Source organism: Stieleria neptunia, from assembly GCF_007754155.1.
In the GTDB taxonomy this organism is placed as follows: Bacteria; Planctomycetota; Planctomycetia; order Pirellulales; family Pirellulaceae; genus Stieleria; species Stieleria neptunia.
Genome location: NZ_CP037423.1, coordinates 6,164,340 through 6,189,698, shown reverse-complemented (window position 1 = coordinate 6,189,698; position 25,359 = coordinate 6,164,340). Strand labels below are relative to the sequence as shown.

At 59.2% G+C, this 25,359-nt stretch carries 16 protein-coding genes; 7 read left to right on the top strand and 9 right to left on the bottom strand.

The window, feature by feature from the left end; all coding sequences use genetic code 11:
- Nucleotides 1-479 precede the first annotated feature (479 nt).
- Entirely contained in the window at nt 480-1,739 is a 1,260-nt protein-coding gene (locus Enr13x_RS21620; RefSeq protein ID WP_197455272.1) for an outer membrane protein assembly factor BamB family protein, read from the top strand.
- Nucleotides 1,740-1,816: 77 nt separating this feature from the next.
- Here the strand turns inward: Enr13x_RS21620 and Enr13x_RS21615 are convergent, their stop codons facing one another.
- Nucleotides 1,817-3,001 (bottom strand): GIY-YIG nuclease family protein, encoded by a 1,185-nt coding sequence (locus Enr13x_RS21615; protein WP_145388972.1) that lies wholly within the window; start codon nt 2,999-3,001, stop codon nt 1,817-1,819.
- Nucleotides 3,002-3,377: 376 nt separating this feature from the next.
- Entirely contained in the window at nt 3,378-5,675 is a 2,298-nt protein-coding gene (locus Enr13x_RS21610) for a diguanylate cyclase (protein WP_145388971.1), read from the bottom strand.
- A 520-nt stretch (nt 5,676-6,195) separates the two neighbouring features.
- On the opposite strand from Enr13x_RS21610, the gene Enr13x_RS21605 reads away from it, so the two are divergent.
- From Enr13x_RS21605 to Enr13x_RS21585, 5 genes are all read left to right on the top strand, one after another.
- Entirely contained in the window at nt 6,196-8,412 is a 2,217-nt protein-coding gene (locus Enr13x_RS21605) for a TolC family protein (protein WP_145388970.1), read from the top strand.
- An 85-nt stretch (nt 8,413-8,497) separates the two neighbouring features.
- Nucleotides 8,498-9,559 carry an efflux RND transporter periplasmic adaptor subunit gene (locus tag Enr13x_RS21600; protein WP_197455271.1) on the top strand — a complete coding sequence of 354 codons (1,062 nt, stop codon included), beginning with the start codon at nt 8,498-8,500 and terminating at the stop codon, nt 9,557-9,559.
- Nucleotides 9,556-10,965 (top strand): efflux RND transporter periplasmic adaptor subunit, encoded by a 1,410-nt coding sequence (locus tag Enr13x_RS21595; protein ID WP_197455270.1) that lies wholly within the window; start codon nt 9,556-9,558, stop codon nt 10,963-10,965. The genes Enr13x_RS21600 and Enr13x_RS21595 overlap by 4 nt, the downstream gene beginning before the upstream one ends.
- A gap of 9 nt (nt 10,966-10,974) precedes the next feature.
- On the top strand, nt 10,975-13,239 hold the full coding sequence (locus tag Enr13x_RS21590) for a site-2 protease family protein (protein WP_145388967.1): 2,265 nt from the start codon (nt 10,975-10,977) through the stop codon (nt 13,237-13,239).
- A 183-nt stretch (nt 13,240-13,422) separates the two neighbouring features.
- On the top strand, nt 13,423-14,427 hold the full coding sequence (locus Enr13x_RS21585; protein WP_145388966.1) for an endonuclease/exonuclease/phosphatase family protein: 1,005 nt from the start codon (nt 13,423-13,425) through the stop codon (nt 14,425-14,427).
- A 279-nt stretch (nt 14,428-14,706) separates the two neighbouring features.
- Here the strand turns inward: Enr13x_RS21585 and phoU are convergent, their stop codons facing one another.
- The 7 genes from phoU to Enr13x_RS21550 form a co-directional block, all read right to left on the bottom strand.
- Nucleotides 14,707-15,387 carry a phosphate signaling complex protein PhoU gene (phoU, locus tag Enr13x_RS21580; protein ID WP_197455269.1) on the bottom strand — a complete coding sequence of 227 codons (681 nt, stop codon included), beginning with the start codon at nt 15,385-15,387 and terminating at the stop codon, nt 14,707-14,709.
- An 8-nt stretch (nt 15,388-15,395) separates the two neighbouring features.
- Nucleotides 15,396-16,229: a phosphate ABC transporter ATP-binding protein PstB gene (gene pstB / locus Enr13x_RS21575; RefSeq protein WP_145388964.1), complete on the bottom strand. Its 834-nt coding sequence runs from the start codon at nt 16,227-16,229 to the stop codon at nt 15,396-15,398.
- Between the two features lie 13 nt (nt 16,230-16,242).
- A complete protein-coding gene (locus tag Enr13x_RS21570; protein ID WP_145388963.1) occupies nt 16,243-17,472 on the bottom strand; it encodes a PstA family ABC transporter permease in 1,230 nt (409 codons plus the stop codon).
- Nucleotides 17,469-18,416, bottom strand: coding sequence for a phosphate ABC transporter permease subunit PstC (gene pstC / locus Enr13x_RS21565; RefSeq protein ID WP_145388962.1), 948 nt, complete (start codon nt 18,414-18,416; stop codon nt 17,469-17,471). Before pstC ends, Enr13x_RS21570 begins: the two co-directional genes overlap by 4 nt.
- A 145-nt stretch (nt 18,417-18,561) precedes the next feature.
- Nucleotides 18,562-19,626 carry a PstS family phosphate ABC transporter substrate-binding protein gene (locus Enr13x_RS21560; protein ID WP_231743689.1) on the bottom strand — a complete coding sequence of 355 codons (1,065 nt, stop codon included), beginning with the start codon at nt 19,624-19,626 and terminating at the stop codon, nt 18,562-18,564.
- 514 nt (nt 19,627-20,140) lie between these two features.
- Nucleotides 20,141-21,145 carry an AAA family ATPase gene (locus Enr13x_RS21555; protein WP_145388961.1) on the bottom strand — a complete coding sequence of 335 codons (1,005 nt, stop codon included), beginning with the start codon at nt 21,143-21,145 and terminating at the stop codon, nt 20,141-20,143.
- 107 nt (nt 21,146-21,252) lie between these two features.
- Nucleotides 21,253-22,044, bottom strand: a complete 792-nt coding sequence (locus Enr13x_RS21550) for an SDR family NAD(P)-dependent oxidoreductase (protein ID WP_231743688.1) — start codon at nt 22,042-22,044, stop codon at nt 21,253-21,255.
- A gap of 496 nt (nt 22,045-22,540) precedes the next feature.
- Between Enr13x_RS21550 and aceE the strand changes: the two genes are divergently transcribed.
- Nucleotides 22,541-25,270 carry a pyruvate dehydrogenase (acetyl-transferring), homodimeric type gene (gene aceE, locus Enr13x_RS21545; protein WP_145388959.1) on the top strand — a complete coding sequence of 910 codons (2,730 nt, stop codon included), beginning with the start codon at nt 22,541-22,543 and terminating at the stop codon, nt 25,268-25,270.
- Nucleotides 25,271-25,359: the final 89 nt, after the last annotated feature.

The following is a 25,359-nucleotide window of genomic DNA, read 5'->3' as shown; positions in this document are numbered from 1 at the left end:
GGCAATCGATTTCGTTTCTCTCCCTCTGGGAGAGACGGCGTTTGCGCAGCAAGCAAACGCCAGAGAGGGTCGGCGGCTCGCGAAAGTCTTGACGATTTCCGCTACGATCAACTCCGCCACTTCTACAATCGACGTCCCCTGGGAGGGTGGCGGAGGAGTTTACGCTCGACGCGGCGAGGGTCGATGTGGCTCGGAATCGCTCAGCGACGACCGCTCGACCCTCGCTGCGCTCGACCCTCCCTGCCAGGGAGGTGACTGTCATTGTGTAGATACCGATGCCCCGGCAGCGAGGGGGACTGATGGGGTGTGGAAAACAATCCGCGCAAGGTGGGTGGGGAACACCGTCGCGCGTCGTCCCGGATGTGCCCGGGGGGCGGACTGGCGTCCTGCACACGATCTGTGAATGCTTTAAACTGCTGCGGCACGTCCAACGCAAGCCCGTTGATGATCCGACCCGCCGAATCCTCACGAATCTCTCGATGCCATTCAGGTTCCAAATGATCCGCTCTCGATTTTCGATCCGTTGTGTCACCGCCGTCGCACTCGCGTTGACCTCTTGCGTCGTCGATGCCGACGATTGGCTCGGATTTCGCGGTGACGGTCGCTCGTTTGCTCCCGAGGCAAAAACCCCTGCCGAATTTGATGCCGAATCCGGCAACAACATTGCGTGGCGGACGACCACGACGGGGCGTGGGATTGGCGGTCCGCTGGTTATCGGGGATCGAGTGATTGTGACCGGATGCGGCGGGGAAGACGAACGGGATCTGTATGTCGAATCCTATTCAGTCGCCGACGGCAAATTGCGTTGGTCGCGGCCGATGCGTGCCACGGGCCGACCGTTCACGCACCCGACCAGTTCCAACGCGTCCCCCACGCCGGCGAGTGACGGCGAGCGGGTCTTCGCATTGTTCAGCAGCTGCGACTTGGTCTGCTATGATCTCGCCGGACATTTGGTGTGGTATCGGGCTTTGGCGATCGATCGTCCCAAGACCGGCAACGATATCAGCATGAGCAGTTCGCCGGTCGTCGTCGACGGTGTGGTCGTGGTGCAACTTGAAAACCAGGGCGATTCGTTTGCGGCGGGAATCGATGCCAAGACTGGCGAGATTTTGTGGACCAACGCGCGAAACGCGTCGTCCAATTGGTCGTCGCCGCAACTGGTACAAACCGAAGACGGCATCTCCGCCGTCGCGATGCACAACGGTCGGGGAGTGGAACTGGTGGACGTCAAAACCGGCAAGGTGCTCAAACGCTTTGACGTCTCCGGGGATGGAACCGCATCGAGTACGTTTGCGTCCCCCTACATCATCGTTCCCGGTCAATCCACGACGGCGATCCGGTTGAGTGCGGCGGAGACCGACGGTGACGACGCGGTTGCGACGATCCAGTGGCAAAGTAACAAGCTGCGTCCGCAACGCTGCAGTCCCGTCGCTTCCAACGATCGAATCTACATGGGGCGCGGGAGCACGTTGATGGCCGGTTCGATCAGCGACGGGTCGATTCTGTGGCAAGCGCGGCTCGGTAAATTGAGCAACGTCTGGGCCACTCCGGTGATGACGGCGACGGGGATCTACATCGTCGGGTCGGACGGGAAAGTCATCGTCGTCGAAGATCAAGGCGACAAGGGCGAAGTGATCGCGGAATCGGAGCTGGGCGAGTCCGTGTTGGCCAGCCCGGCGGTCAGCGGCGACGCGCTGTACTTCCGCAGCGAACGCGGACTGATCAAAGTTGCGGACTGAGATTCACTCGGACCTGTCAGTTAACCCCGGGTGCCTAGATCGCCTTGCTTACCAAAAAGGTGTCGGACACCTTTTTGCTAAGCGGTCATCGATTTGCGATAGTACTTTCGGCCGGCCTGTTCGGGCGCGAAGGTGCGATCGAGCTCTGCGGGATGTTTTTTGAACCACGATGCGACCGTGCCCAGCGTGTAAGGAAACGGGCCGTGTCCGCGGTCCGCGGCGCTTTCCAAGGTGGCTTTCCAACCGTTGATGATCGGTTTGATCGCTTGATAACCGTCGCTGCCGATCGGCGTGGCGGCGACCGCGCTGACTTCGCCGCAATGGATCAGGTACCAGGTGTGGCAGCCATCAAACCCGGGGACCGCATAGACAAAGCTGTACTTGCGACGTGCGTTCGCCAAGAGGATGAGTTTTCGGTGCACGTAGCGAAGCGACTTGAGCGTCTGGTGTGCCCGACCGGCCAGTTCGTATTGACGATTGGCCGAAGCGGATTCCATGCGATCCTGGAGCGCGATCAGCGGTTCGTCATTGAATCCATCCAAAAAGCTTTCCGCCGCGTTGACTTGGCTGGCGTATTCCCCACGCGTGCAAGCGGCCGCGCAAGGGCCCAGGCAGGTGTTCAATTCCAGCCGCAAACAGCCGGGACGATGATCGATTTGGAACAGTGAAAGTTGTTCGGCAAATTCGAACGTCTGCTGTTGGCTGCAATCGCGCAACCGAAAGACTTTGTTGAGTGCGTCGACGGCGTTGGCCATCCGTTTGGCACCAAAAAACGGCCCCTGCAGCGCGATGTAGTCTTTGGGAATCTTTGGCGAGAGAAAGAACTGGGGTGCCGGCGCACGCCCCAAACACAGGTAGACCGGCCGCTGACGTTTGGGAACGCCTTGCACGTTCCACCGCGGTGTGAATTGGCGAATCAGCTGTTGTTCTCGCAGCAAGGCCGCAAACTCACTCGGTTGCGTCTCCCATTGAATCGCACGGGTGTTTTCGATGATGCGGCCGCCTTTCTCGTCTTCATTGGCAGCACTGAAATAGCTGAGTAGCCGACTCCGCAGCGATTTGCTCTTCCCGACATAAATCAGATCCCCCGCGCGGTCGAGCATCCCATAAACACCGGGAACGCGGGGACAGGACTGGGTGATTTGTCGTTTCAGCTTGGACTTGGATGTCGCCCCGACGGCTTCAACCGGACGCGCGGTACGCGGATTGAAGGGATCGACCCCGAATCCGAATTCGTCGTGATTTGGCGATAGCACGTCCACTTGGAACCCTTCCCTGAGATTTCGTCACCCGCGATCAATCCGGTCAGTATGACCGATGAAGGGGCCAGTTGAAAATCGCAGTTTCCAGCACAGGGTTGCACGTGATTTGCTGGCAAATGCGTGGGTGGCGGGATCGCCACGCGCCGGTCGCTGACGCGTCCCGCTGGGATGACATCTCAGCACGTGGCGTGAGCCCAATGCCAGCTACCTTGACGCCAAGCGGGGTATTTTTTGTTAGCGGTAGGGCGCGAGCCCTCCGGTCTTTCACGGTGTTTTTGAAGCGCGACCGGACGGCTCGCGCCGTTCCGCTAACACCTTGAGAGCCAAAGTCGATGGCACGTGGCGTCAGCCAGTGGCGTGGGGGTGGCGGGAGGTCCTAGCCGACCGGGGACTCGTTTTCGTGTTGGTGCTCGATGAGTTCCGATTGGGTGGTGCGGCACAACTCGAGCAGTTCGTTGGTGTCTCGCAGCAGGTCGAGCCAGGAGATTTCTTGTTCGCTGGCCCGCTGGCGGATTCGATCGGCGGCTTTGGCGATCGAATCGATGTCGCAGCGACGGGCGTACATTCCCAAACGTTCCGCCAGCGTCTGCATCCCCTCGGTGTCTTGGTTGTCGATGGCTGCGGCGAGGCGTTCGACTTGAAAACCGATTTGGATCGCCGCTTCGCTGTTGGTCGTCGCGTCCGGCTCGGGTTTGCTGGTGATGACGCTGGCGAAGTGTTCCACCAATTCGGGATCGAATTGAGAGCCGGCGTAGCGCCGCAATTCCTCGATGGCCACCTGATGCGAGCAACCGTCGCGATAGACGCGGTCGGAAACCATCGAGTCATAGCTGTCGCAGATCGACAGGATGCGAGCCCCGATGGGGATTTCCACGCCGACCGGCAGATTTCGAAAGCGTCCCGAGCCGTCAAAATGTGCTTGTCGAAACTGAACCGTTTCGGTCAGCTCTTCGCACTCGAACGCGGTTTCGATCAGTTCCACGCCGATGCGATCATGCCAGGCGATCAGTTCCATTTCGTCGGGGCTGAGTTTTCCGCGTTTGAGTAAGATTTCATCGGAGACACCGACTTTGCCGATGTCGTGCAGCAGCGCGGCGATCTCCAGGACGTATTGGCTGGCCGAGTCCATGTACTGTTTGGAGACACGCGAACAGAGGTCCGCCACACGGCGGCTGTGCTGTGCGGTGGCGGCATCGCGATAAGACAGCGATGCGATCAGCGCGGTGACGGCTTGGTAGGGAATTTCGGTGCGTTCACGCGAATCGGATTCTTCGCCATCCATTTGCGAAAGTTCCGGGCTGTAGGGAATCACGCAATTGCGTCCGCCCCGTTTGGCGGCGTACAGGCAAACGTCGGCTTGATTGATCAATTCCTGGGGATCGGAGGCGTTGAAGCGTGTCTCGGAAACACCGACGCTGGCGGTCAAGCGAAGTTGAGCGGGTTCCTTGAACGTGATTTGTTCGATCGACGCCCTGGTTTGTTCGGCCAGATCGAGCGCGGATTCAAAATCGATGCCGGGCAGCAGCACACAGAATTCTTCACCCCCGTAGCGACAGACCAGTCCGTGTCCGCCGTGGTTTTCTCGGAGCACACGAGACACTTCTCGCAACACATCGTCGCCGACGCCGTGGCCGTAGGTATCGTTGACGCGTTTGAAGTGGTCGTTGTCGAACATGATGCACGAAAGCGGTTTCTGTTCCGCCGCGGCCGTTTTCCACAAGTGGCCGAACCGTTCGAAAAAGGCGCGTCGGTTCAGGCAACCGGTCAATGCGTCGGTCGTCGCCAGGATTTCCAGTTCTCGATTCTTCTCTTCGATCTCATCGCGACTTTCACGCAACATCGACAGCATCGCTTCGAGCTGTTTGCGATGTTCTTCGATGTGGGTCACGTCGCGGAACGTCGCCAGTGCCCCGCGTCGAGCGTTGCCGCCACCGATCGGGGCTGCGTTGACCGAGAATATTCGCTCGGCACCGTCGTCGACCTTCAGGTGCAGAATCTGTTCGGTGATCGTGGCGGATTCATCGATCGCCGTCATCCAGGGGAAATCATGGTCGGATCGGTCAGACTCAAACGTCCAAGGCAACTCGTTTGCCCGCGATTCCACCAACAGCTCGCTGGGCACATCGACGGTTTCGGCAAACGCGCGGTTGGCCAGCACGATCTTGGCTTTTTCATCCAGCACCAACAAACCCTCGGCGAGCGTGTCGAGAGCTTGGCGAACACGTTCGGGCACCACCTGGGTGGTGCTGAAAACCCGCATCACCTTGCCCACAAACAGCGTGTAACCGAACACTCCGGTGATGCAGTAGAACGCCAGCAAACGCATCAGGGGGTGTTCGGCAATCGCACCAAAGGTCGATTGGTCGGGGGCTCGGTAGCAGAATTCGACCTCGCCCCAATCGCGACGGTTCAGCGTGATCGGCACGGTGATCGCGTCGATTCCTCGGCTGTCGCTCGCCACGCGACGCCACAGATCGTCGTGGTGCCCGGCATTGACTTTCAAATCCCCGTGCTTGCTGCGAACCCCGATGGAGAGCAGGTCGGCGTCGCGATCGACCAGTGTTTCGGCCGTCGCACGCAGGTCCACCCACTGTTGTTTTCGAACGTGGGCTGCCGCGTTGACCGCGACGGCCTCGCTGAGACGTCGCCGTGACGCACCTTCGATTTTCGTCACATCGGGCAATAGCCCGAACCAGTGACTAGCCAAAATCAGGCTAGCACCGAGGCAGACCAACGCAATTGCGAGGCGAATCGATTGGAGATAGACCCTACCCAAGGTGCAGCTTTAGACGAAAACGAGAGGATGCGGTCAGCTCGGGGCGTCGCCACCCCGGTATCGAGCCAAGTTTTGCTTGCGCCTATGGGCACGGGGGCGGGGAATCGCCAGCAAGTCATCCGGCACACGAAAAGAAAACGGGATTGCGCCGCGATGGGCGGTTGTGCGGATCGCAACGGCCAGCGAGTGTCAGAGGCCGCGAGGGCTGACGCGTCGCGTCTACTTCCAATGGGCGGGCTGCGTCTGCCAACATGCCGAACCGTCTTGCAGGCATTGGGTAAACCTTGCCGTCTGTGAGGATTGTTCTCGTCTGCCGTGCCGTGAACACGCCATTTCGTCGTGGCGGATCGATCCGAATCACCGTTGCGACCGATCCCTGACATTGCATGCCGCTGCAATCCGCTTGGAATGCGCGTTCGTGAAGGACTTACACGAGAATTTGATGCCACGGATGGGATTCGATCTGCATAAACTCGTTGCGATTGTCATGGTGTCCGCCATGACGATGGTGCACGGTGTGTATGCCGAAAGCCCTCCGGGCAGCCGAGGATTGGGGATTCCCCAGGCGAATCCTTCGCCGCCGGCCGACCAAACGCCGGCGGACCAGGCACCCGCGGTCGGCAGTTTGCCGAAACGCCTGCCCCCGGCGCCGGTCCCGCGTCTGCCGGGTCCGACACTTGCCGGTGAAACGGCAGCGATGCAGTGGTGGACCGATCGAGTCACCCAGCAAGTGCTCGATCGTGATCGCTGGGTTCGCTTCGACCTAGAAACGATTCTGCTCGATACGCTCGCCCACAGCCCCCGCATCTTGAGCGTCGGTTATGAGGCCAGTTCGACGTTCCAACGGATTGTTCAGCAGGACGCCGAATTCGATTCGACGATTCTGTTGAGCGGCAATCTCGGGGCGACCAATGATCCCGTGGGGAACACCCTCACGACCGGCGGGGCAGATCGTTTGCGTGAAAAGTCGCTCAACTTCAGCGGCGGCGTGCGAAAGAAAACACGCACGGGGACGGAGTTGGAATGGACCCAGGAAATCGGTTTCTTGGACAGCAACAGTTCCTTCTTCGTTCCGCGAGACCAGGGGAACGCACGGCTGAGTCTCAGCTTGACCAAGCCGCTGTTGTCGCGCGGAGGGCGTTACTACAACGAGCGGTTGGTTACCCAGGCTCGGATCGAAAGCCGCGTCGCATGGCAGGACATGCGGGGGGCAGTTGAGCAACGTATCGCCGATGTGATCGCCGCCTATTGGAAATTGTACGAGTCCCGGGCCCAACTGACGCAGCAACGCGAATTGCTCGCCCGCAGTCGCAACATCGAACGATTGTTGGTCAGCCGCAAAGATTTCGACGCCGCGTTGATTGAAATCACCAAAGCCAAACAACGCGTGGCACGCCGCGCCGATCAGGTGATCGACCTGGAAGCCGGTCTGAAAAAGCAACAGGCACGTCTAGCCGCCTTGGTGGGCAGTGAAGCGATGATCGGAGCGGACAGCGATTTGGAGCTGATCCCGATGGCCGCCCCGGTGACCGACTCCGTGCGGTGGAACTTGCGCGATGCCGTCGCACAGGCGCTGCAAAACCGCCCCGAAGTTCGCGCCGCGACGTCTGACGTCGAACTCTCCGCGTTGGAGTTGCGTGTCGCGCGGGCCGAGCTGGAACCGCAGCTCAATTGGGTCTTCAACGGCTACCTATCGCAGCTCAACGGGGCCAGCAAGGTCGCGAGGTCTTTCGGCGAACAGTTCGATAATGCCCCCGGGCTCTCGACGGGACTGGAGTTCGAACTCCCGCGAGGCCAACGGGCATTTCGGGCTCAGCACCGTGAAGCCTTGTTGAGGGCACGTGAGCGATCCCAGCGACTGCGCGAAGTGATCCAGCAAACCCAGTTCGACGTCGAATCCGCGCTGATCGATTTGGAACGCTTTGAGAAACAGCTGATCAGCAAACGCAACGTGTTGTCGACCGCGGTGACCGAAGAGAACATCTTGACGGTCCAGTGGCGGATCATTGGTGGCGATGATTCTCGCGTCGGCATCAAGCTGGAAAACTTGCTCGATGCACAACAACGTCGGACCGATGCGGAAAAGGACTTGGTGAAGGTCGAATCGGCGTACATGATTGCGCTGGTCCAATTGCAACGCGCGATGGGAACGCTGTTGATCAACGAAGGCATTCGCCCCGTGCAATCGGAGTGTTCGGGTGAGATCAACTTCTTGCACGATGACTACCGATCCACGGTGATTGCTTCGCCCGCCGAAGCCGCCGATGAAACTCAGGCGAAGCCGGCAACGCTTGACTCGAGTCCGTTGGATCTTTCCGCAGTGGACGATCTGCCGCATGACGCATCCGGCAGAGAGCTGTCCTCGACAAGGCTGCCCGCCACACAGTCCTCCGGCATGCCGACGCCCACACAGACGCCCCCAACGATGCCCTCGTCGGCCGCGACGCCGCCGAGCCCGAGCCGCCACGGCGGCGAGTCGTCGGATCATGCACCGCGGCAGGTCGCGGTGCCGCGACGCATCGGTCGACCGGCAGCGACTGCCGCGTCCACGTCGCCATCGCAGTCAACGCCACCGCAGTCAACGCCACCGCCAAGCTCCGATTGGCGAAATCCATCGGCGGGTTGGGCACGCTAGCGACGCCCACGTCACCCGACGCGGCGTCCCCGGGCGTGCCAGAACCGTCAACTATCCGAAGCCACCATCGAATCGCATGACCGTCATGAACTTCCATTCAAACCATCCGAAACGAAAGCGATCGAAGCGTCCCCCGATCACTGCAACGGTCGCGTTCTCGATCCTGACTTCTTTCGGCTTGCTGATTGGTGCGCTCGATATTGTCCCGGCGACCTTGATCGCGCAGGACAGCGCCGGTTATTCACCAACCTCGCGTTCATCGCAAGGCATCCGCGGCGGCTCGGTGACGATGGACTACGAAGGTTTCACGGTTCCCAAGTTTGACATTCTTGTCGCCGCAACAGAGATCGGGCGTTTGGAAGAGGTGAACGTCAAGATCGGCGACCGTGTTTCCAAGGGCCAGATGGTTGCCAAACTGGAAGACGGGTTGCAGGTGGAAGCGGTGGCGACGGCCCGCTGGCGGGCGCAGATGCACGGTGAATCTGATGCCGCCAAGGCGGAAACGGCGTTGATGAAATTGCGTTTCGAACAACTGCAATCGTTGGCCGACCAGGACATCGCCCGTCCCGACGAATTGAAACGAGCTTACGCCGACTGGGAAATCGCCAAGTCAAGAGAATTGAACGCGGTGGAACAAGACCAGCTTCGCAAACTGGAATTGTCACGCTACGAACTGCAATTGCGGCGACGCAAAGTGCTCGCACCGATGGATGGGGTGGTGGCCGAACTGTTCCATGCCCCCGGCGAGTACATCACGCCGGCGGATCCGGCGGTGATTCGATTGGTCGTGCTCGATCAGATCTACGGGGTGTTCAACGTCCCGGTCGAAGAAATTGGTCTGATTCACCCGGGGGATCAAGTTCAGGTGTTCATGCTCAGCGCGTCCAAAAGCGTGCGCGGTAAAGTCGCGTCGATTGCACCCGACATAGACGGAGAAAGTGGAACGATCATGGTCAAGGTGTTGCTGGACAACCAGAACGGTGAACTTCGAGCCGGAGACCGATGCCGGATGAAGCCTGCACGGAACCAGACCGCGCAACAGGAACGGATCCGATTGCCGCTGACACGGCGTCTCGGTGCCATCACGCCCTCCAACGCCCGCTCCAGCGGAATCTCTCGCCAAGATGGGGTGCCGGATATCCGATGAGCACCAGGCCACCTTTGCTCACCGATGGGTCGGGAAAGACGACCCCCAGCGGACATGCATCAGCATCGCCGGAGAGCGACGCTGCGCGCCCCGATGCGGTACGGGCAGAGGTCGGTTCGTCGGCAGATTGGGCCAAGACGGTGGCACTGATCGAAGCGGTCGTCGAGGCCAAGGATCAATCCGAAGCGGTGATGGCGTTGGTTCAATGCATCGCCAAGCAGTTCCCGGCGAGCAGCGTGCGTTGTGGCATCGGAACGACACGACTGCGCCGGTTCTACGAAAGTCGTTTGGGCTGGCTGGGGCCGGCAAGTGAATTGTTTCAAACCGCGGCGGAAAGCTGGGATGAAGAATCGCCGTCGCTTCCGACCCGGCCTGCCGTTCCGACGGAGAGAATCGCGAAGGACGAGCCCAAACCCAGCGACGCGATTCGTTTGAACCTGGATGACGACGTCGGGTTTGGCCGTTGCGTGTTGTGGATCGAGGGTGGCCCGGTGACGGCTGCCGATCGAACTTGGTTGCGACGCGCGCTGCCCGCGTTGCGGGCGATCGTTTGGACGCAAAGCGGAGGGGTGGCGGCACAACTGTCGCGATCGCTGTCCCGAAGCGGCTTGAGCACACGGATTCTGTTGGGGTTTGCCGGATTGGTCGTCGTGTTGCTGGCGATTTGGCCGGTTTCCTACCGCGTGCGTTGCACCACACTTGTCCGCCCCAAACATTCGCGGATCGTCTCGGCACCGTTTGACGCGACCTTGTTGTCGACTCACGTCCAGCCGGGCGACGCCGTCCAGCGGGGTGACGTCTTGATTTCACTCGACGGTCGTCCGCTCCGCTTGGAACTGGAGACGGTGGAAGCTCAGATCGGCCAGGTGCTGAAGGAACGCGACGTGGCGATGGTCGGCGGACGCGTGGCCGATTCACAGCAGGCCAAGTTAAAGATCCGAGAATTGACCCGACAACGTGACCTGCTCTTGAGCCGTCTGGATCGTCTCAACGTCAGCAGCCCGATCGATGGTGTGATCGTCCTGGGCGATTTGAACCGTTCGATTGGTGCACCGTTGGAAACGGGGCAAGCGGTTTTGGAGATCGCACCTCTGGATGAAATGTTGGTCGAACTGGAAATTCCCGAATATGAGATCGGCTACGTCGACCGGGGCACCTTGGTTCGCGTCCGCTTGACAGCCGCGGAAGGAGATCCGATCGAACAACCGATCGACACCGTCTACCCGAGCGCCGAATTGCGCGACGATCAGAACGTGTTTGTCGCACACCTCAATGTCGACAACCGAGCCGGAACGCTGCGCCCCGGAATGCGTGGCGATGCGATCGCGTATGGACCCGTTCGCCCCTGGCTGTGGTCGATGCTCCGTTCGGGATGGGAGAAATCGTTATGGTGGATCGGGTACTGAGACAAATCCATGGACGATCAAACCAATCATTCGACCCCAGACGGAGCCTCGGTCGACCCGTTATCGGTCGTCGTTCAAGTCGATCCGGCGTTGGAGTTTTCGTCGCGTGGTCAAGGCACGCAAACCGTCTATGTGGCCAACGACCGACGAACCGGAAAATTCTATCGTTTCGGCGCACGGGAATATCATGCCGTGACGTTGATGGATGGTGAGCGGACGCTCGGCGTCATTTGCCGCCAGCTTCAACGTGACGGTGTGTTGTGGTCTGAAGTCGATGTGATCGCGTTCGCCAAGGAGCTGACTCAACACCGACTGGCGATGGTCCTCACGGCAGACCGCCAGGCCCGGCCGACGGGCCAAACCAGTCAGTCCGCCGATCAAGCCGCCGGGGAAACCGACACGGCGAACAGCGAATCCGAGCCGGTCGCGGGCGAATCCGCACCGGCCAAAACGGCATCAGCGAAGACTGCATCAGCGGGGGCAAAGCGGTGGGGCGGGATGGCGTTGCGAACCTTCGGCGGGTTGCTGACGCAGCGTTTTCCGCTCGCCGACGGCGACCGGATCGCGACAAAGTTGCTGCCCGGATTTGGGTTCCTGTTTGGCATTCCCGCAATGGTCGCCTGGGCGGTGCTCGTGGGGGCTGGGGTCGGCGTGGTGTGGTCCAACGCCGACGCCTTTTCTGCGGAGGTTCGGCGTGTCTTTGACCAGCAATTGTGGTTGGTCTTGGCTGTCATGTGGTGCGTCTTAAAACTTGTTCACGAATGTGGGCATGCCGTGTGCGCGAAATTCCACGGCGTCCGCGTCGGACGGATGGGAATCATGTTTTTCCTGTTCGCACCGTTGGCTTATGTGGACGTCACCGACGCCTGGAAACTGGTTCGACGGCGTGATCGCGTGCAAATTGCCTTGGCCGGCGTCTACGTGGAACTCGCCATCGGAGCCGTCGCCGCATTGCTTTGGTGGTTCTGTCCCGTCGGGTTTACCAAACACCTCGCCGCCCAAGTGTTTCTGGTCGCGGGCCCGGCGACTCTGCTGGTCAACGCCAATCCGTTGCTGCGTTTGGACGGCTACTATGTGTTGAGCGATTTGCTGGAAATCCCCAATCTGCGTGCGCACGGGCGGAAACGGTTGGGGGCGATGATCGAAGCGTTGCTGTTTCGTATCCCGATGCCCGAGAGTCCCTTGACCGGTTGGCGAAGAGACTTTGCCGGCATTCATGCGCTGTGCTCGGTGGTGTTTCAAATTGTCTGGATGTCGGGTTTGGTGTTTGCCGTCGCGACGTGGGCGAAAGGGTTCGGAATCCTGATCGCGGTCATCGCCGCAATGATGTGGGGCGTGTTACCACTGTTGCGATGGATGTACAAGATTTGGACACTCGAACCCCGCACAGGCCTGGTCTTAAATTTCTACCAACGGCGTCTGATTGGCATCTGCACCGTCGTCTATCTCGGCGTTCAGTATGCGACGGTTCAGAGTTCGCCGTTGGCGCGACGGGTGCCGGTGGTGGTGCAGTTTCAAGAGGAACAGATCGCGCGAGCCCCCGTGGACGCGTTTGTGACATCGGTCTTTGTACGCTGTGGCGATCGCGTCGAACGGGGAACCTTGTTGCTGGAACTGGAGAAACCGGAACTGGTGCTGCAACGCGACCAGTTGATGGATCAGCGTGACGTCGAGTTGGCCAAGGCGATTCAGTACCGTCAACGAAGCGAGCTTGCCCTGTCCAAAGTCGCACAGCAGAATGCCGAAAGCCTCGCGCGGCGGCTGGCCGAGATCGACGAACAAATCGACAGCATGCGAATCGTGGCGACCCGTGCCGGCAAGATCACCACGCCGGCAACCAACCAGCTCTTGGGACGCTACGTTCAACAGGGCGAAGAATTGTTGCGGGTTTCGGATCCACAGGAAAAGGAAATCTTGGCGATCGTCGCCGAGGATACTTTGGAGGCCTACAACAAGGCGTCGGCGTCCAAGCAAGTCGCTTCGATCCGTCTGCGGGGCGGCGTTTCGATCACCGCGCCGCTGCAGGATCTACAACCTTCCGCCAGTCGTTCCCTGCCGCACCCCGCCTTGGCGGCGACGGTCGGCGGCCCGTTGGCGGTGCAGATGCGACAGCAATCGGAGTCGAACGAGTTGGTTCATCCGCAATTGCGCAGCGTGCTGCCGTTGGATCCGTTGACCAGTCTGGCCGTACAATCGGGGCAAATCGGGCGTCTAACCATCCCGGATGATCGCAGTCTGGTGTCGCGGATTTGGGATCATCTGCAATCACGATAGCGTTGCGAGATCCCCTCGTGCTTTGTCACGACTAAAACTTAGGGTTGCTCGTTTGATCGGAAACGGGGTCCGGTACCAAAAATGCGAAGCACCCTGCGGGCCATTTGGTTTTTGGTACCTGACCCCCTTTCCGTGGACAACCCTAAAATCAAGCTGTGACAAAGCACTAGTGGAACGTCATTGATGAATGAATTGTCTGACCCGCCGCACATCGAAACGCCGAAACGTTCGTCAGGGCTGACGGAGGCGGTCGTGGCGCTGGCGCGGTTGGCGTCTCTGGCGGTCTTGCTTGTGACGTTCGCAACCCTGTTCGCCCGTTGGTTCTGGGTGTCGGACCTGCTTGCCAATCTGCGAACCCAGCAATTGATCGCCATCGTGGCAGTGATCGCCCTGTGCACGCTGGTCAGGCAATCTCGTTTGGCATGGATCGCCGCGGCCTGTTTCCTGGTCCACTTCGCTTCCATCTTCGTTCAACTGATCCCCGATCCGACGACAGGACCGGGTGGTGAGCCGTCGCTGCGGGTGATGACGATGAATGTATTGACCGGCAACCGGTCCTATCGGCAAATCGTGGAGGAGATCCGCGATGTCGATCCCGATGTCGTCGCGATTCTGGAACTCAGCCGCGGATTGGACGACCATTTATCCGACCGATTAAGCCTTCAATATCCGCACGCGTTGACGCGTCCGGAGGATCACGGCAATTTTGGAATCGGCATCTACAGCAAACACCCGTTCGCCGACGCCCACGCGTTTGAACTGAACGAAGACATTGCATCGATCGAAGCCGAGTGTCTCGGGTATCGATTGATCGCGACGCATCCATTGCCGCCGATGGGTGCCCGTGGGTTTCGCTCGCGCAATGAGCACCTGGCGTTGCTTGCCGAACGAATCGATCGAGGGCGAAAACGAGTCCCCGAGCAGCCGATCATCGTGATGGGGGATTTGAACGTGACGCCCTGGTCACCGCACTTCGGCGAATTTGAACGCCGATCGGGGCTGCGGCGGGCCAAGCAAGGGCTTGCCGTCACGCCGACCTGGTACGCCGGTGGTTCCCGTTTTCCGATGGGGTTGGTGCTCGATCACATCTTGATCAGCCCGTCGCTCGAGTGTGCGAGCTATCGCGTCGGTCCGGGCATCGGCTCGGATCACCGCAGCGTCAGTGTCGACGTGAGACGATTGCCGTAGCCAAGGTCGCCGCGGCGCTATTGAGGATTGAGCGGCCAATCTGTGTCGGATCAATGAGAGTGGGCTAGTGCTTTGTCAGCTTTCAATTTTCGAGCCTGCGTTTGTCGAGCGGAAAAGGGGTCAGGTACCAAAAACCAAATGGCCCGCAGGGTGCTTCGCATTTTTGGTACCTGACCCCTTTTCCGCGGTACCCTAAGAATAAAAGTTGACGAAGCACTAGGCTTCCAGGCTGTCGATGCCGAAATGACGAGCCTGGAAGCCTATCCCACTTTTCTCCGCTCATTGCGTGTCGGAGTCGCCGAGGCCCCCGTGTTTGTGACGAACGATTTCACCTTCGACCAGGTAGATCGTTTCTTCGGCAAGGTTTTCCGCCAGATCGCCGATGCGTTCCAGTTGACGCGAGGCGCTGAAGCAATGCAGGGCCGGTTCAACCAGAGCCGGATCCGCTTTGATCAACTCGTGCAGATGTTCAATGATCTCACGATTCTGCTGATCGACCAAGTCATCCATCTTGATGACTTCGACTGCCATTCTCGCATCGGTGGTGACGAAGGCGTCCAGGGAGCGTCGGACCATGCGAATGGTGGCATCGACCATTTCATTCATCTTTTCCGGGACGGTGAACAGCGGAAACGACGACATCGCTTTGGCGCGTTCGGCGATGTTGCACGCCGTGTCGGCCATGCGTTCCAATTCCCCGTTGACCTTGACCACCGTGATCAACCACCGCAGATCGCCTGCCATGGGTTGGTGGAGCGCCAGGAGTTTCAGGCACTCCTCTTCGATTTTTACATCGGTGATGTCGACACCTTCATCGCTTTCGATGACGCGATCCGCGAAATCGGTTCGGCGTTCCACGAGCGCGCGGACCGCCAATTGGATCATTTGCTCGACGACGGTGAATTGGTTGACCAGCTGCTCGCGAAGACTTTCAAGTTCGCGCTGGAGGTGTTTTGACATCAAGATTTTTATCCAAACTTGCCACGGACATAGTCGTCGGTCTGTTTCTGTTTCGGCCGCGTAAACACCTGCTCGGTGGGACCGGCTTCGATCAGTTTGCCTTCGAAGAAGAACGCTGTTTTATCACTGCAGCGAGACGCTTGCTGCATGTTGTGTGTCACGATCACGATCGTGTACTGGTTTCTCAGCTCAAAGATCAGGTCTTCGATCGCCAGCGTACTGGATGGATCCAATGCGCTACAAGGTTCGTCCATCAAAAGCACTTCGGGGCCGACCGCGATCGCCCGGGCGATACACAATCGCTGTTGCTGCCCGCCGGAGAGTCCGAGTGCGGGGCCGTGCAATCGATCTTTGACTTCGTCCCAAACCGCTGCTTTTTGCAACGACCATTCGACCAGTTCGTCCAGCTCGGATTTGGACGTTTTCATGTGCAGCCGCGGGCCGAAGGCGACGTTGTCATAAATGCTTTTGGGAAACGGGTTCGGCTTTTGAAAGACGATGCCGACTTTGCGGCGGAGCCCGACGACGTCCAGACCAGGGTCCAGGACATCGATTTCGACGTGATCGTTGGAGGCATCGCCGGTGATCGCAAGCCGTCCCTTGGCTCGCGCGCCGGGGACAACATCGTTCATCCGATTGATCCACTTCAGCAGGGTGCTTTTACCGCAACCACTGGGACCGATGAATGCGGTCACCTTGTGCTTGGGGATGTCCAGTGACAGGTCGTGGATCGCTTGAAAATCGCCATACCAAGCATTCAGTTTTTCGATGTGAATCAACGTCTGATCGGGGAGCGCGTCGGAATTCTGCTCCGAGTCGATCGCTGGCGTTACGCTTGACATGACTTCGCGGGGTTCAAGATTGAGCTTTTTGGACGTGATGACGAATATAGATGGCCGTCGAGTTCAAGAGAAGTAAGACGACCAACAGGACGATGATGGCGGCGGCGGAAAGTTCCTTGAACTCATCCTGTTGGCGTCCGGCCCAGTTAAAAATCAAAACGGGCATGGTCACCGCGTCGTCCATCAGGTGTTTGGGACCGGTGCTTTTGGCGACCGCCGCACCCATCACGACCAGAATCGGCGCGGCCTCGCCGATGGCTCGTCCCATCGCCAAGATCGCTCCGGTCATGATCCCGGGCAACGCGGCCGGCAAACAGACGTCACGGACGGTCTGCCATGTCGTCGCTCCCAACCCCATCGATGCCTCACGCAGCGAGGACGGCACCCCGCGGAGCGATTCCTGGGACGAAATGATGATAATCGGCAGAATCACCAGCGCCAGCGTCAGCCCCCCGGAAAGAAAGCTTTTGTCGAACGGCAGTCGAAAGTAGTACCAGCTTCGTTCGGTGATCGTCCCACCGATAGCTCCGGCCCGAACCGTTTGACGGCGAATGGCGGGGTCGGACGGTTTGGGAGTCCCAGGCGTCCAGATCGAAATCTCGATCGAATTGCCATCCGGATCGACGGCTTGGAACGGCTCGTCAAACGTGGTTTGCCGCTTCGTGGGGTCCGATTGCGGCACAAACACCACATGCCCCGGTTCCAAGGTCAAGACTTGGTAAAAGTGCTTGTATCCCATGATCTCCATGCCGGCCGACTCGTTGACGCGGATCTGGCCGAACACGTTGAACATGTAGACGAATACGGTCAGCCCCAGCAGCCCGTAAACGATCGAAGGCACCCCGGCGAGATTGGAGATGTTGAGCTGCACAAATCCATGGATCCAACGCAGCAGCTTGTTCGTCGGCTGGAATTCTTCTAAGAAGACTGCCGTTCCGACGCCCAGTGGCAGCGCGACGAGGGCACAGGTGCCGCAGACGAAGAGCGACCCCAAGATGGCCGGCCACATCCCACTCCGCTCAATTTCCAATTCGCTGTGAGAACGCGTCAGCAAGTCGCTGCTCAATCGAGACTGCCCTTGGCTCCAAATCGAAATCATCAGGACGACCAAGATGACCACGCTGATCAATGCGATCGCGACGCACAGAAAATAGAACCACAGGCTGAACTGTTTACGCCGTCGGGCATTATCGGCCAGGTATTTAGCGTCCTGTTTGACGATCGCGTCCGGCATGGAGCTCATTGGTACGACTCCTTGAATCGTCGACGGATGATTTGGCCGACCAGTGTCATCAGAAAGGTGATGGTGAACAGCGTCACGGCGACCGCGTAAAGGCTGTAGTACTGTACGGTGCCGTATTCGCTTTCGCTCTTGATCATCTCGACGATGAACCCCGTCATCGTTTGCGCTTGCTGCGTCGGGTCGAGCGTCAGCGTGGGCAGCGTTCCGGCAGCCAACGCAACCACCATGGTTTCGCCGATCGCTCGACTGAAGGCGAGCAAGAACGCCGAAATGATGCCGCTGAGCGCCGCGGGAACGACCACTTTCACGGACGTTTCAAACGGGGTGCAACCGAGGCCGTAGGCGCCTTCACGCAAGCTGCGCGGCACCGCACGCATCGCGTCCTCGGACAGGCTGCAGACCATCGGCAGACAGAGGATGCCGACGGCGATCCCCGCGCTGGTTGCATTGAAGGTTGAGAACGCCCCGTCGCTGAACAGTTGAAGCGACGGGCTGATGACCAAAATGGCAAAGTAGCCGAGCACGACCGTGGGGACGCCGGCAATGATCTCCAAGATCGGTTTGAGCCAGGATCGGATCTTCGCCGACGCGAATTCGCTCAGGTAGATCGCCGTAATCAGACCTAACGGTAACGCGATGATCATCGCGATCAGCGTCACACGGAACGTCCCACTGAGCAGCGGCATGATTCCGAATTTGGCCTGCGCCAAGTCTTTGCTTTGCAGAGCGGTCCATTCGGTGTCGGTCAAGAAACCCGACATCGTGACCGCGTCGCTGCGAAAGAAGCCCGCACTCTGCGTGATCAGCATGTAAATGATGCCGACCGTGATCAGCACCGTTGCAGTGGCGCATAACGCCAGCGAAATCACAATCAGACGTTCCGACAAGGCACCCGAGCGGGTCGACCGAAACTCGCGATTTTGAAGTGCTTGGGGGAGCGTCATCAGTTCACCGTATGCTTCCGATTGCAGGGGGGCAGCAACCGTTGGTGTTTAGTCTTTAGGCGATACCCTGTCGCTGCAAAGCAGCGACAGAGGGCGGCTAAAGCCTGCACACCAACACTGATGCCCATGCCATCTGTTACTGCGCCTACTTGGTCAAGTTTTCCGGCTGATAGATGTCAGCAACCGCACCACTACGCGAGTTACCATCGGCATCGATGTAGTGGGTTCCGGCGTTTTCTGCGTCCAAGTTGTTCATTGCACGTTGCATGATCTCATCGGGCAGTCGGACGTAGCCGACGCGTTCGCAAAGCGTCGGTGCGTTGTCCAGGAAGTACGACACAAAGGTCGCCACTTCGGCACGGGGCAGCGAAGCGGTGCTGACATAGATAAACAACGGTCGGCTGAACGGTGCGTAGGCTCCGCTGGCGATGTTCTCCGGCGTCGGCAAGTACGCTTGCTCGTCTTTGGGATTGACGATTTTTGCGGCCTTCAATTTGTCCTTGCTCTCTTCGTAGTACGCCACGCCGAAGAATCCGATCGCATAGGGATTTCCGGCGACACCGTTGACCAGAACGTTGTCGTCTTCGTTCAAGTTCATGTCGTTTCGCAGCGCCGCTTCGGATTTGCCGATCACGACTTCGCGGAAATAGTCGTACGTCCCGCTGCCGGTTCCCGGTGAAAAAATCTCGATCGTTTCCTCCGGCCAACTGGAGTCGACGTCGCTCCATTTCTTGGCCGCGTCAGCACCGACAAAGATCTGTTTCAGTTGGTCGACCGTCAACGTGTCGACCCAATCGTTTTTGGGGTGCACCACGATCGTCAGTCCGTCATAGGCGACGGGCATTTCGATGAACTCGACGCCGTTTTCTTTACACGCTTCGAATTCACCCGGTTTGATCGGACGCGACGCGTCGGAAATGTCGGTCTCTTTGTCTTGGAACATCTTGAACCCGTTTCCGGTGCCTTTCCCATCGACGCTGACCGTCACATCGGGATACAGCTTGGCAAACTCTTCTTTGACCGCGTTGGCGATCGGTTGCACCGTGCTGCTGCCGTTGATCTTGATCGTGCCGGTCAGGTTGGAGGCGGCGGTCCCGCTGCCCGGTTCGGTCGTTGACGTTTCCGTCTGGCTGCCGCACCCGGCCATTGCGACCATCAGACTCGAGAACAACGCAACGCAGCCGATCGCTCGTTTCCGATTCCGGGGCATCGAGCGAGAAGTGATTTGGAGGAACATCCCAGGAAAGACTCCGGTAAAGAATGGGGGGGAACCCGTGTCGCGATTCGAAAGGCTGCCGATCAACAGGAGAGCGGCAAAGCGTGCCCCGAAAGGGGCCATGCGCGGAAAGATAGCAGCGACTGCCTGAATTGACGACCGTCTAGCAGACGCTACCCGTGTGAAGATTCGATGAACCTGGGACGCGGTGCACAGATATCCAACAATTCCCCGCGTCGCGTCCGATTTCCATCCCGAGAGCCGGCCACAAACTTGACGACTTTCTGGGAGTTTTCGTCCGTTCTGCCGGATTTCTTCGCGCCGGGTGAGCGTACCGCCGATGCTGGCCCCCCCGCATGAGTGTGTGCGATTTCCACTCGTTCCAGGGCTCCGCCTTGGAACGCTTCTGGCGGTGTGGCTCCGCCACAGGCGGTTCACGGGCAGGAGGCGGGAGCCTCCAATACAGTGTGTTCCCAGGCGGAGCCCGGGAACAAGGGAGGCGAGTCCGCTACTCGGCGGCCTCGCGGACTTTTTCCAGAATCTCCAGCAGCACCGAATCGGTTTCGATGCCCTCGGCTTGGGCTTCGAAGTTGAGCAGCACGCGGTGTCGCATCGTCGGCAGATAGACGCGGCGGATGTCTTCGAAACTGACGTTGTAGCGTCCGGCCAGGATGGCGCGGACTTTTGACGCCAAAGCCAGGGTCTGGGCGCCCCGCGGACTGGCACCCCAACGCACGTATTGATTGGTGGCGTCGACCGAGTGGGCGCCGTCGGGATGGGTGGCCAGGGTCAGTCGGACCAAGTAGTCGCGGATCGGAGGTGTCAGCACGACGTCCCGCACCATGGCTTGCATGCCGCGAATTTCGGCCCCATCCATCACCTTTTCGATTTGCGGTTTCTCGCCGCGGGTGGTTCGTTCCACGATCGTGTTGAGATCGTCACGGCTGCTGTAGCCGACAACCAACTTGAACAGGAACCGGTCCAATTGGGCTTCCGGCAGCGGATAGGTGCCCTCTTGTTCGATCGGGTTTTGGGTCGCCAAGACGAAGAAGGGTTGTTCCAGTTCGTAGCGCGCACCGGCCGCCGTGACCGTGCCCTCCTGCATCGTTTCCAGCATCGCGGACTGCGTCTTGGGCGTCGCGCGGTTGATTTCGTCGGCCAGCAGAATCTGGGTGAAGACCGGTCCGCGTTGAAATTGGAACTGCCGTCGACCGTCTTCCGATTCGACGATCATGTTGGTTCCCAAAATATCCGCCGGCATCAAGTCGGGGGTGAATTGGATTCGATTGAAATCCAGATCCAACACTTCCGACAGCGTTCGCACCAGCATCGTTTTGCCCAGCCCCGGCACACCTTCCAGCAGGCAGTGTCCGCCACACAGCATCGCCGTCAGGACTCCCTGGACGATGTCGTCATGACCCACGATGACGCGGCCGATCATTTCACGAACTTGTTCATAACGCTCGCGAAAGTGGTCGGCTTTCGCTTGGGTCGATTCATCAGCGCTGGTCATAAATCACTCAAGAGGAGAAAAACGATGCGGAGGTGCCGCCGCCCTGGCTGGGCAGTGGACCTGGCTGGGCAGTGGACCCGTCTGGTCCGTGGAGCAGTCTAACGAATTCAGCGTGGGTGTGTCCGACTCCAGCCGCCGTTGACTTGAATCGTTTGGCCGCTGCAGAACGTGTTGTCCGGATCGGCGACGTAACACACCGCCCGCGCCACGTCTTCGGGGGTCCCCCAGCGATTCATCAACGATTGACGTCGCGCCCGCCCGTCCCAGTAGGCATCGGTTGTTTCGCCCCACGCCGTTTTGATCCAGCCGGGGGCGACCGTGTTGACGCGAATGTTCGGACCGACGTCCTGTGCGACGCTATTGGCAAACGCCATCACGGCGGCTTTGACCGGACCGAACATTTGCCCGGCGTCCCCTTCCATCCCCAGCGGTGCTTGGTCCCATCCGATGAACGTCATCGAGGGTGGCGGCGTCTGGCCGCTGGGAATGTCATCCGTCCAGCACCGGATCACTTGACGGCTCAGGTCGATCGTCGCCAGGACATCGGTTTCGATCAGCCGCCGCAATTTCTCGCCGAACGTTTCGTGTTGAAACTCACCGGTCAACACGTCTGCCCCCGCGTTGTTGACCCAAGTGGTCGGCGGGCCGAGGAAGTCCCAACTCTCGTCGAGCAACCGCCGTCGCTGCTGCGGCTGGCAGATGTCGGCTTGAACCAGCCGGGGCGTCGCCCCCAAGGATTCCACCGCAGCGGCGGTTTCTTCGGCGCCGCGTAGATTCTTGCGGAAATGAATCACAAATTTTGCCGCGACGGCTTCATCGGCGGCGGAACCATACGAGCCGTGTTGTCGCGCCAGACCGATCGCGATCTGACGACCGATCCCCGATGAAGCACCGGTCACGACAGCTCGGAGAGGGCACGCTTGCATGAGTGGGGGGCGGTTGAACCGTGAATGCTCGAATCGCTTCGATAGTCAAGATTGACGGCGCGGGTAGCTCCGCGGAGGGGGTTTGTCCGCAGGGTCGCCGGAAGCTAAAAAGTCGCAGCGGCATTTGCTGCCCCTGTCTGTCCGCCGCAATGGGCGACAGGACCACGTATTAACGCCAGGCCCTTGTCGCCGCAAGCCCCCGGCGGCTACCCTTTTGGGGCTGCACAAAAGCCATAAACTCTTCAAATTGGATCAACGGTGGCCTTCGAGTTACCGTAACACTTCGGTTGTTGCGAACAATCAATTTCACCCGCGTGAATTTCCATCGGAGTGAACATTGTGCGTTTGAGACGCCGAAGAGTGGAACGACCTGCCGAATGATTCGGTTGCTGATCGAAACGGTTCGCTTGGACCGGTCAGCGCGACCGCTGATTCGATTTGTGAACTTGCCTTCAGGGAACTTGCTTGTATGAACGACTCGAAGATGATCGCCCAGGATGAAGTGAAGAAGCAACTTGGCGAACTTGAGCGGAACGCTGAAGTCGATATCGATGCTTCAGAAACGAAGGAGTGGCTTTCGTCGCTCGAATACGTGCTTAAGAGCAAAGGTCATGATCGAGTTCGTTTTTTGCTCGAGAAACTCCGTGACCGTGCCGCCGAGCAAGGCGTGCAAGCGGCGGCCGACACGACCACGCCGTACCTGAATACGATTCCGGTGCATGACGAGCCGGCTTATCCGGGCAACCGTGATTTGGAACGACGCATCAAATCGATCATCCGCTGGAACGCGATGGCGATGGTCGTCGGAGGCAACAAACGCGGCGGGGGAATCGGCGGACACATCAGTACCTTTGCCTCCAGCGCGACGCTTTACGAAGTCGCCTTCAATCACTTTTTCAAAGGCCGTGGCGAAGACGGATACAGCGGGGATTCGGTTTACTTCCAAGGCCACGCGTCCCCGGGGATGTACAGTCGGGCGTTCGTGGAAGGCCGGTTGGGCAAAGACAAACTGATCAATTTTCGACGTGAGCTGGAACCCGAAGGTGGGCTCAGCAGCTACCCGCACCCTTGGTTGATGCCCGATTTTTGGGAGTACCCGACGGTCTCGATGGGGTTGGGACCGATCATGTCGATCTACCAGGCCCGATTCAACGAATACCTCCGCGACCGCGGGATCAAAGACACCAGCGGCCAAAAGGTTTGGGCATTCCTTGGCGACGGCGAATGCGACGAACCGGAAACACTCGGCGCGATCGGATTGGCATCGCGAGAAAAGCTGGACAACTTGATCTTCGTCATCAACTGCAACCTGCAGCGATTGGACGGACCGGTCCGCGGTAACGGAAAGATCATTCAGGAATTGGAATCGATCTTCCGCGGTGCCGGTTGGAACGTGATCAAGGTCATCTGGGGCGGCGAGTGGGACGAATTGCTCGCCCGCGACACGACGGGCTTGCTGGCCAAGCGGATGGGCGAGGTCGTCGACGGCCAGTACCAGAAATACACCGGCATGCCGGGCAGCTACATTCGCGAACACTTCTTCGGCAAGTACCCCGAACTGCTCAAGCTGGTCGAAAACTACAGCGACGAAAAGCTGGAAAAAATGCGCCGCGGCGGGCACGATCCCGAAAAAGTCTTCGCGGCCTACCAAAAAGCCGTCAGCTTGAAGAACGGAAAACCGACCGTCGTGTTGGCCAAGACCATCAAGGGCTATGGCTTGGGCGAGGCCGGTGAAGGGCGCAACGTCGCCCACAACCAGAAAAAACTGAACGAAGCCGAGTTGCTGGAGTTCCGATCACGGTTCGGAATCCCGATCAGCGATGACGAAGTCGTCAACACGCCGTTCTACAAGCCGCCGGCCAACAGCACTGAAATCAAGTACTTGCACGAACGGCGCAAGGCCTTGGGTGGCTACCTGCCCTCACGCCCGACCGAGCACCCGACGCTGGAAGTTCCATCGCTGGATGACATGGGCAAGACGATCAAGCGGCTGGAGAACAAGAGCATCAGCACGACGTTCGCCGTGGTTCAAACGTTGATCGCCCTGTGCCGCGATAAAAAGATCGGCAAGTACATGGTTCCGATCGTGCCCGATGAATCGCGGACGTTCGGGATGGAAGGGATGTTCACCCAGTTCGGAATCTACGCCCACGCCGGACAGCTGTACGAACCGATCGATTCAGCGATTCTGCAGAAATACAAAGAGGCGCAGGACGGCCAGATCTTGGAAGAAGGCATCACCGAAGCGGGGTCGATGGCCAGCTTCAACGCCGCCGGGACCGCCTACAGCTGTCACGGCGTCAACATGATTCCGTTCTTCATCTACTACAGCATGTTCGGTTTCCAACGCATCGGAGACCTGATTTGGGCCGCCGCCGACATGCGGGCCAAGGGATTCCTGGTCGGCGGAACGGCCGGCCGCACGACGCTCAACGGTGAAGGGCTGCAGCACCAAGACGGGCACAGCTTGCTCAACGCGATCGCTTTCCCGACCGTGCGGTCCTATGACCCCGCGTTCGCCTACGAGGCCGTCGTGATCATCCAAGAAGGCTTGCAGAAGATGTACGCCGAGGGCGAACAGTGCATCTACTACTTGATGAGCGAGAACGAAGAGTACACGCATCCGGAAATGCCCGAAGGTTGCCAAGAGGGAATCGTCAAAGGCATTTACAAATTCCGCAGCCGCGAAGTCGACAAGGCGAAAGCCCGTGTCCAATTGTTCGGCAGCGGAGCGATTCTCAACAGCGTGCTCGCCGCCCAGGAGTTGCTGGCCGAGAAATACGGCGTTGCCAGCGACGTTTGGAGCGTGACCAGCTACACACAACTCCGCCGTGATGCGGCCGCTTGTGACCGTTGGAATATGCTGCACCCCACCGAGACACCGAAAAAGAGCTACCTGGAAGAGGTGCTCGACGGGGTCGAAGGCCCCTTCATCTCGGCCAGCGACTACGTTCGCGCGTTGGGCGAGCAACTGACACCTTGGATCCCCGGCGACTACTATGTCCTGGGGACCGACGGCATGGGCCGCAGCGAAACCCGCGAAGCGTTGCGCCGCCACTTTGAAGTGGACAAAGAATCGGTCACGATCGCCACGCTCAGCCGACTGTGCAAAGCCGGTGTCGTTTCGCCGACCGACGTCAAACAGGCGATCGATGACCTCGGCTATGACGCGGACAAACCCGACCCTTATTATGCTTAGTCGATCACCTTTGACCTAAGTTTATCCTTCGACCGAGCGAGGGCACGATGCCTTCGCGCCAGCTCTCTCCTATCGCTGATAATTCATCT

Excerpts from the sequence above, each read along its gene's own strand:
- Enr13x_RS21620 (WP_197455272.1), top strand. The coding sequence starts at position 480 with ATGCCATTCAGGTTCCAAATGATCCGCTCTCGATTTTCGATCCGTTGT.
- Enr13x_RS21600 (WP_197455271.1), top strand. The coding sequence starts at position 8,498 with ATGAACTTCCATTCAAACCATCCGAAACGAAAGCGATCGAAGCGTCCC.
- Enr13x_RS21595 (WP_197455270.1), top strand. The coding sequence starts at position 9,556 with ATGAGCACCAGGCCACCTTTGCTCACCGATGGGTCGGGAAAGACGACC.
- Enr13x_RS21590 (WP_145388967.1), top strand. The coding sequence starts at position 10,975 with ATGGACGATCAAACCAATCATTCGACCCCAGACGGAGCCTCGGTCGAC.
- Enr13x_RS21585 (WP_145388966.1), top strand. The coding sequence starts at position 13,423 with ATGAATGAATTGTCTGACCCGCCGCACATCGAAACGCCGAAACGTTCG.
- phoU (WP_197455269.1), bottom strand. The coding sequence starts at position 15,387 with ATGTCAAAACACCTCCAGCGCGAACTTGAAAGTCTTCGCGAGCAGCTG.
- pstB (WP_145388964.1), bottom strand. The coding sequence starts at position 16,229 with ATGTCAAGCGTAACGCCAGCGATCGACTCGGAGCAGAATTCCGACGCG.
- Enr13x_RS21570 (WP_145388963.1), bottom strand. The coding sequence starts at position 17,472 with ATGAGCTCCATGCCGGACGCGATCGTCAAACAGGACGCTAAATACCTG.
- pstC (WP_145388962.1), bottom strand. The coding sequence starts at position 18,416 with ATGACGCTCCCCCAAGCACTTCAAAATCGCGAGTTTCGGTCGACCCGC.
- Enr13x_RS21560 (WP_231743689.1), bottom strand. The coding sequence starts at position 19,626 with ATGCCCCGGAATCGGAAACGAGCGATCGGCTGCGTTGCGTTGTTCTCG.
- Enr13x_RS21555 (WP_145388961.1), bottom strand. The coding sequence starts at position 21,145 with ATGACCAGCGCTGATGAATCGACCCAAGCGAAAGCCGACCACTTTCGC.
- aceE (WP_145388959.1), top strand. The coding sequence starts at position 22,541 with ATGAACGACTCGAAGATGATCGCCCAGGATGAAGTGAAGAAGCAACTT.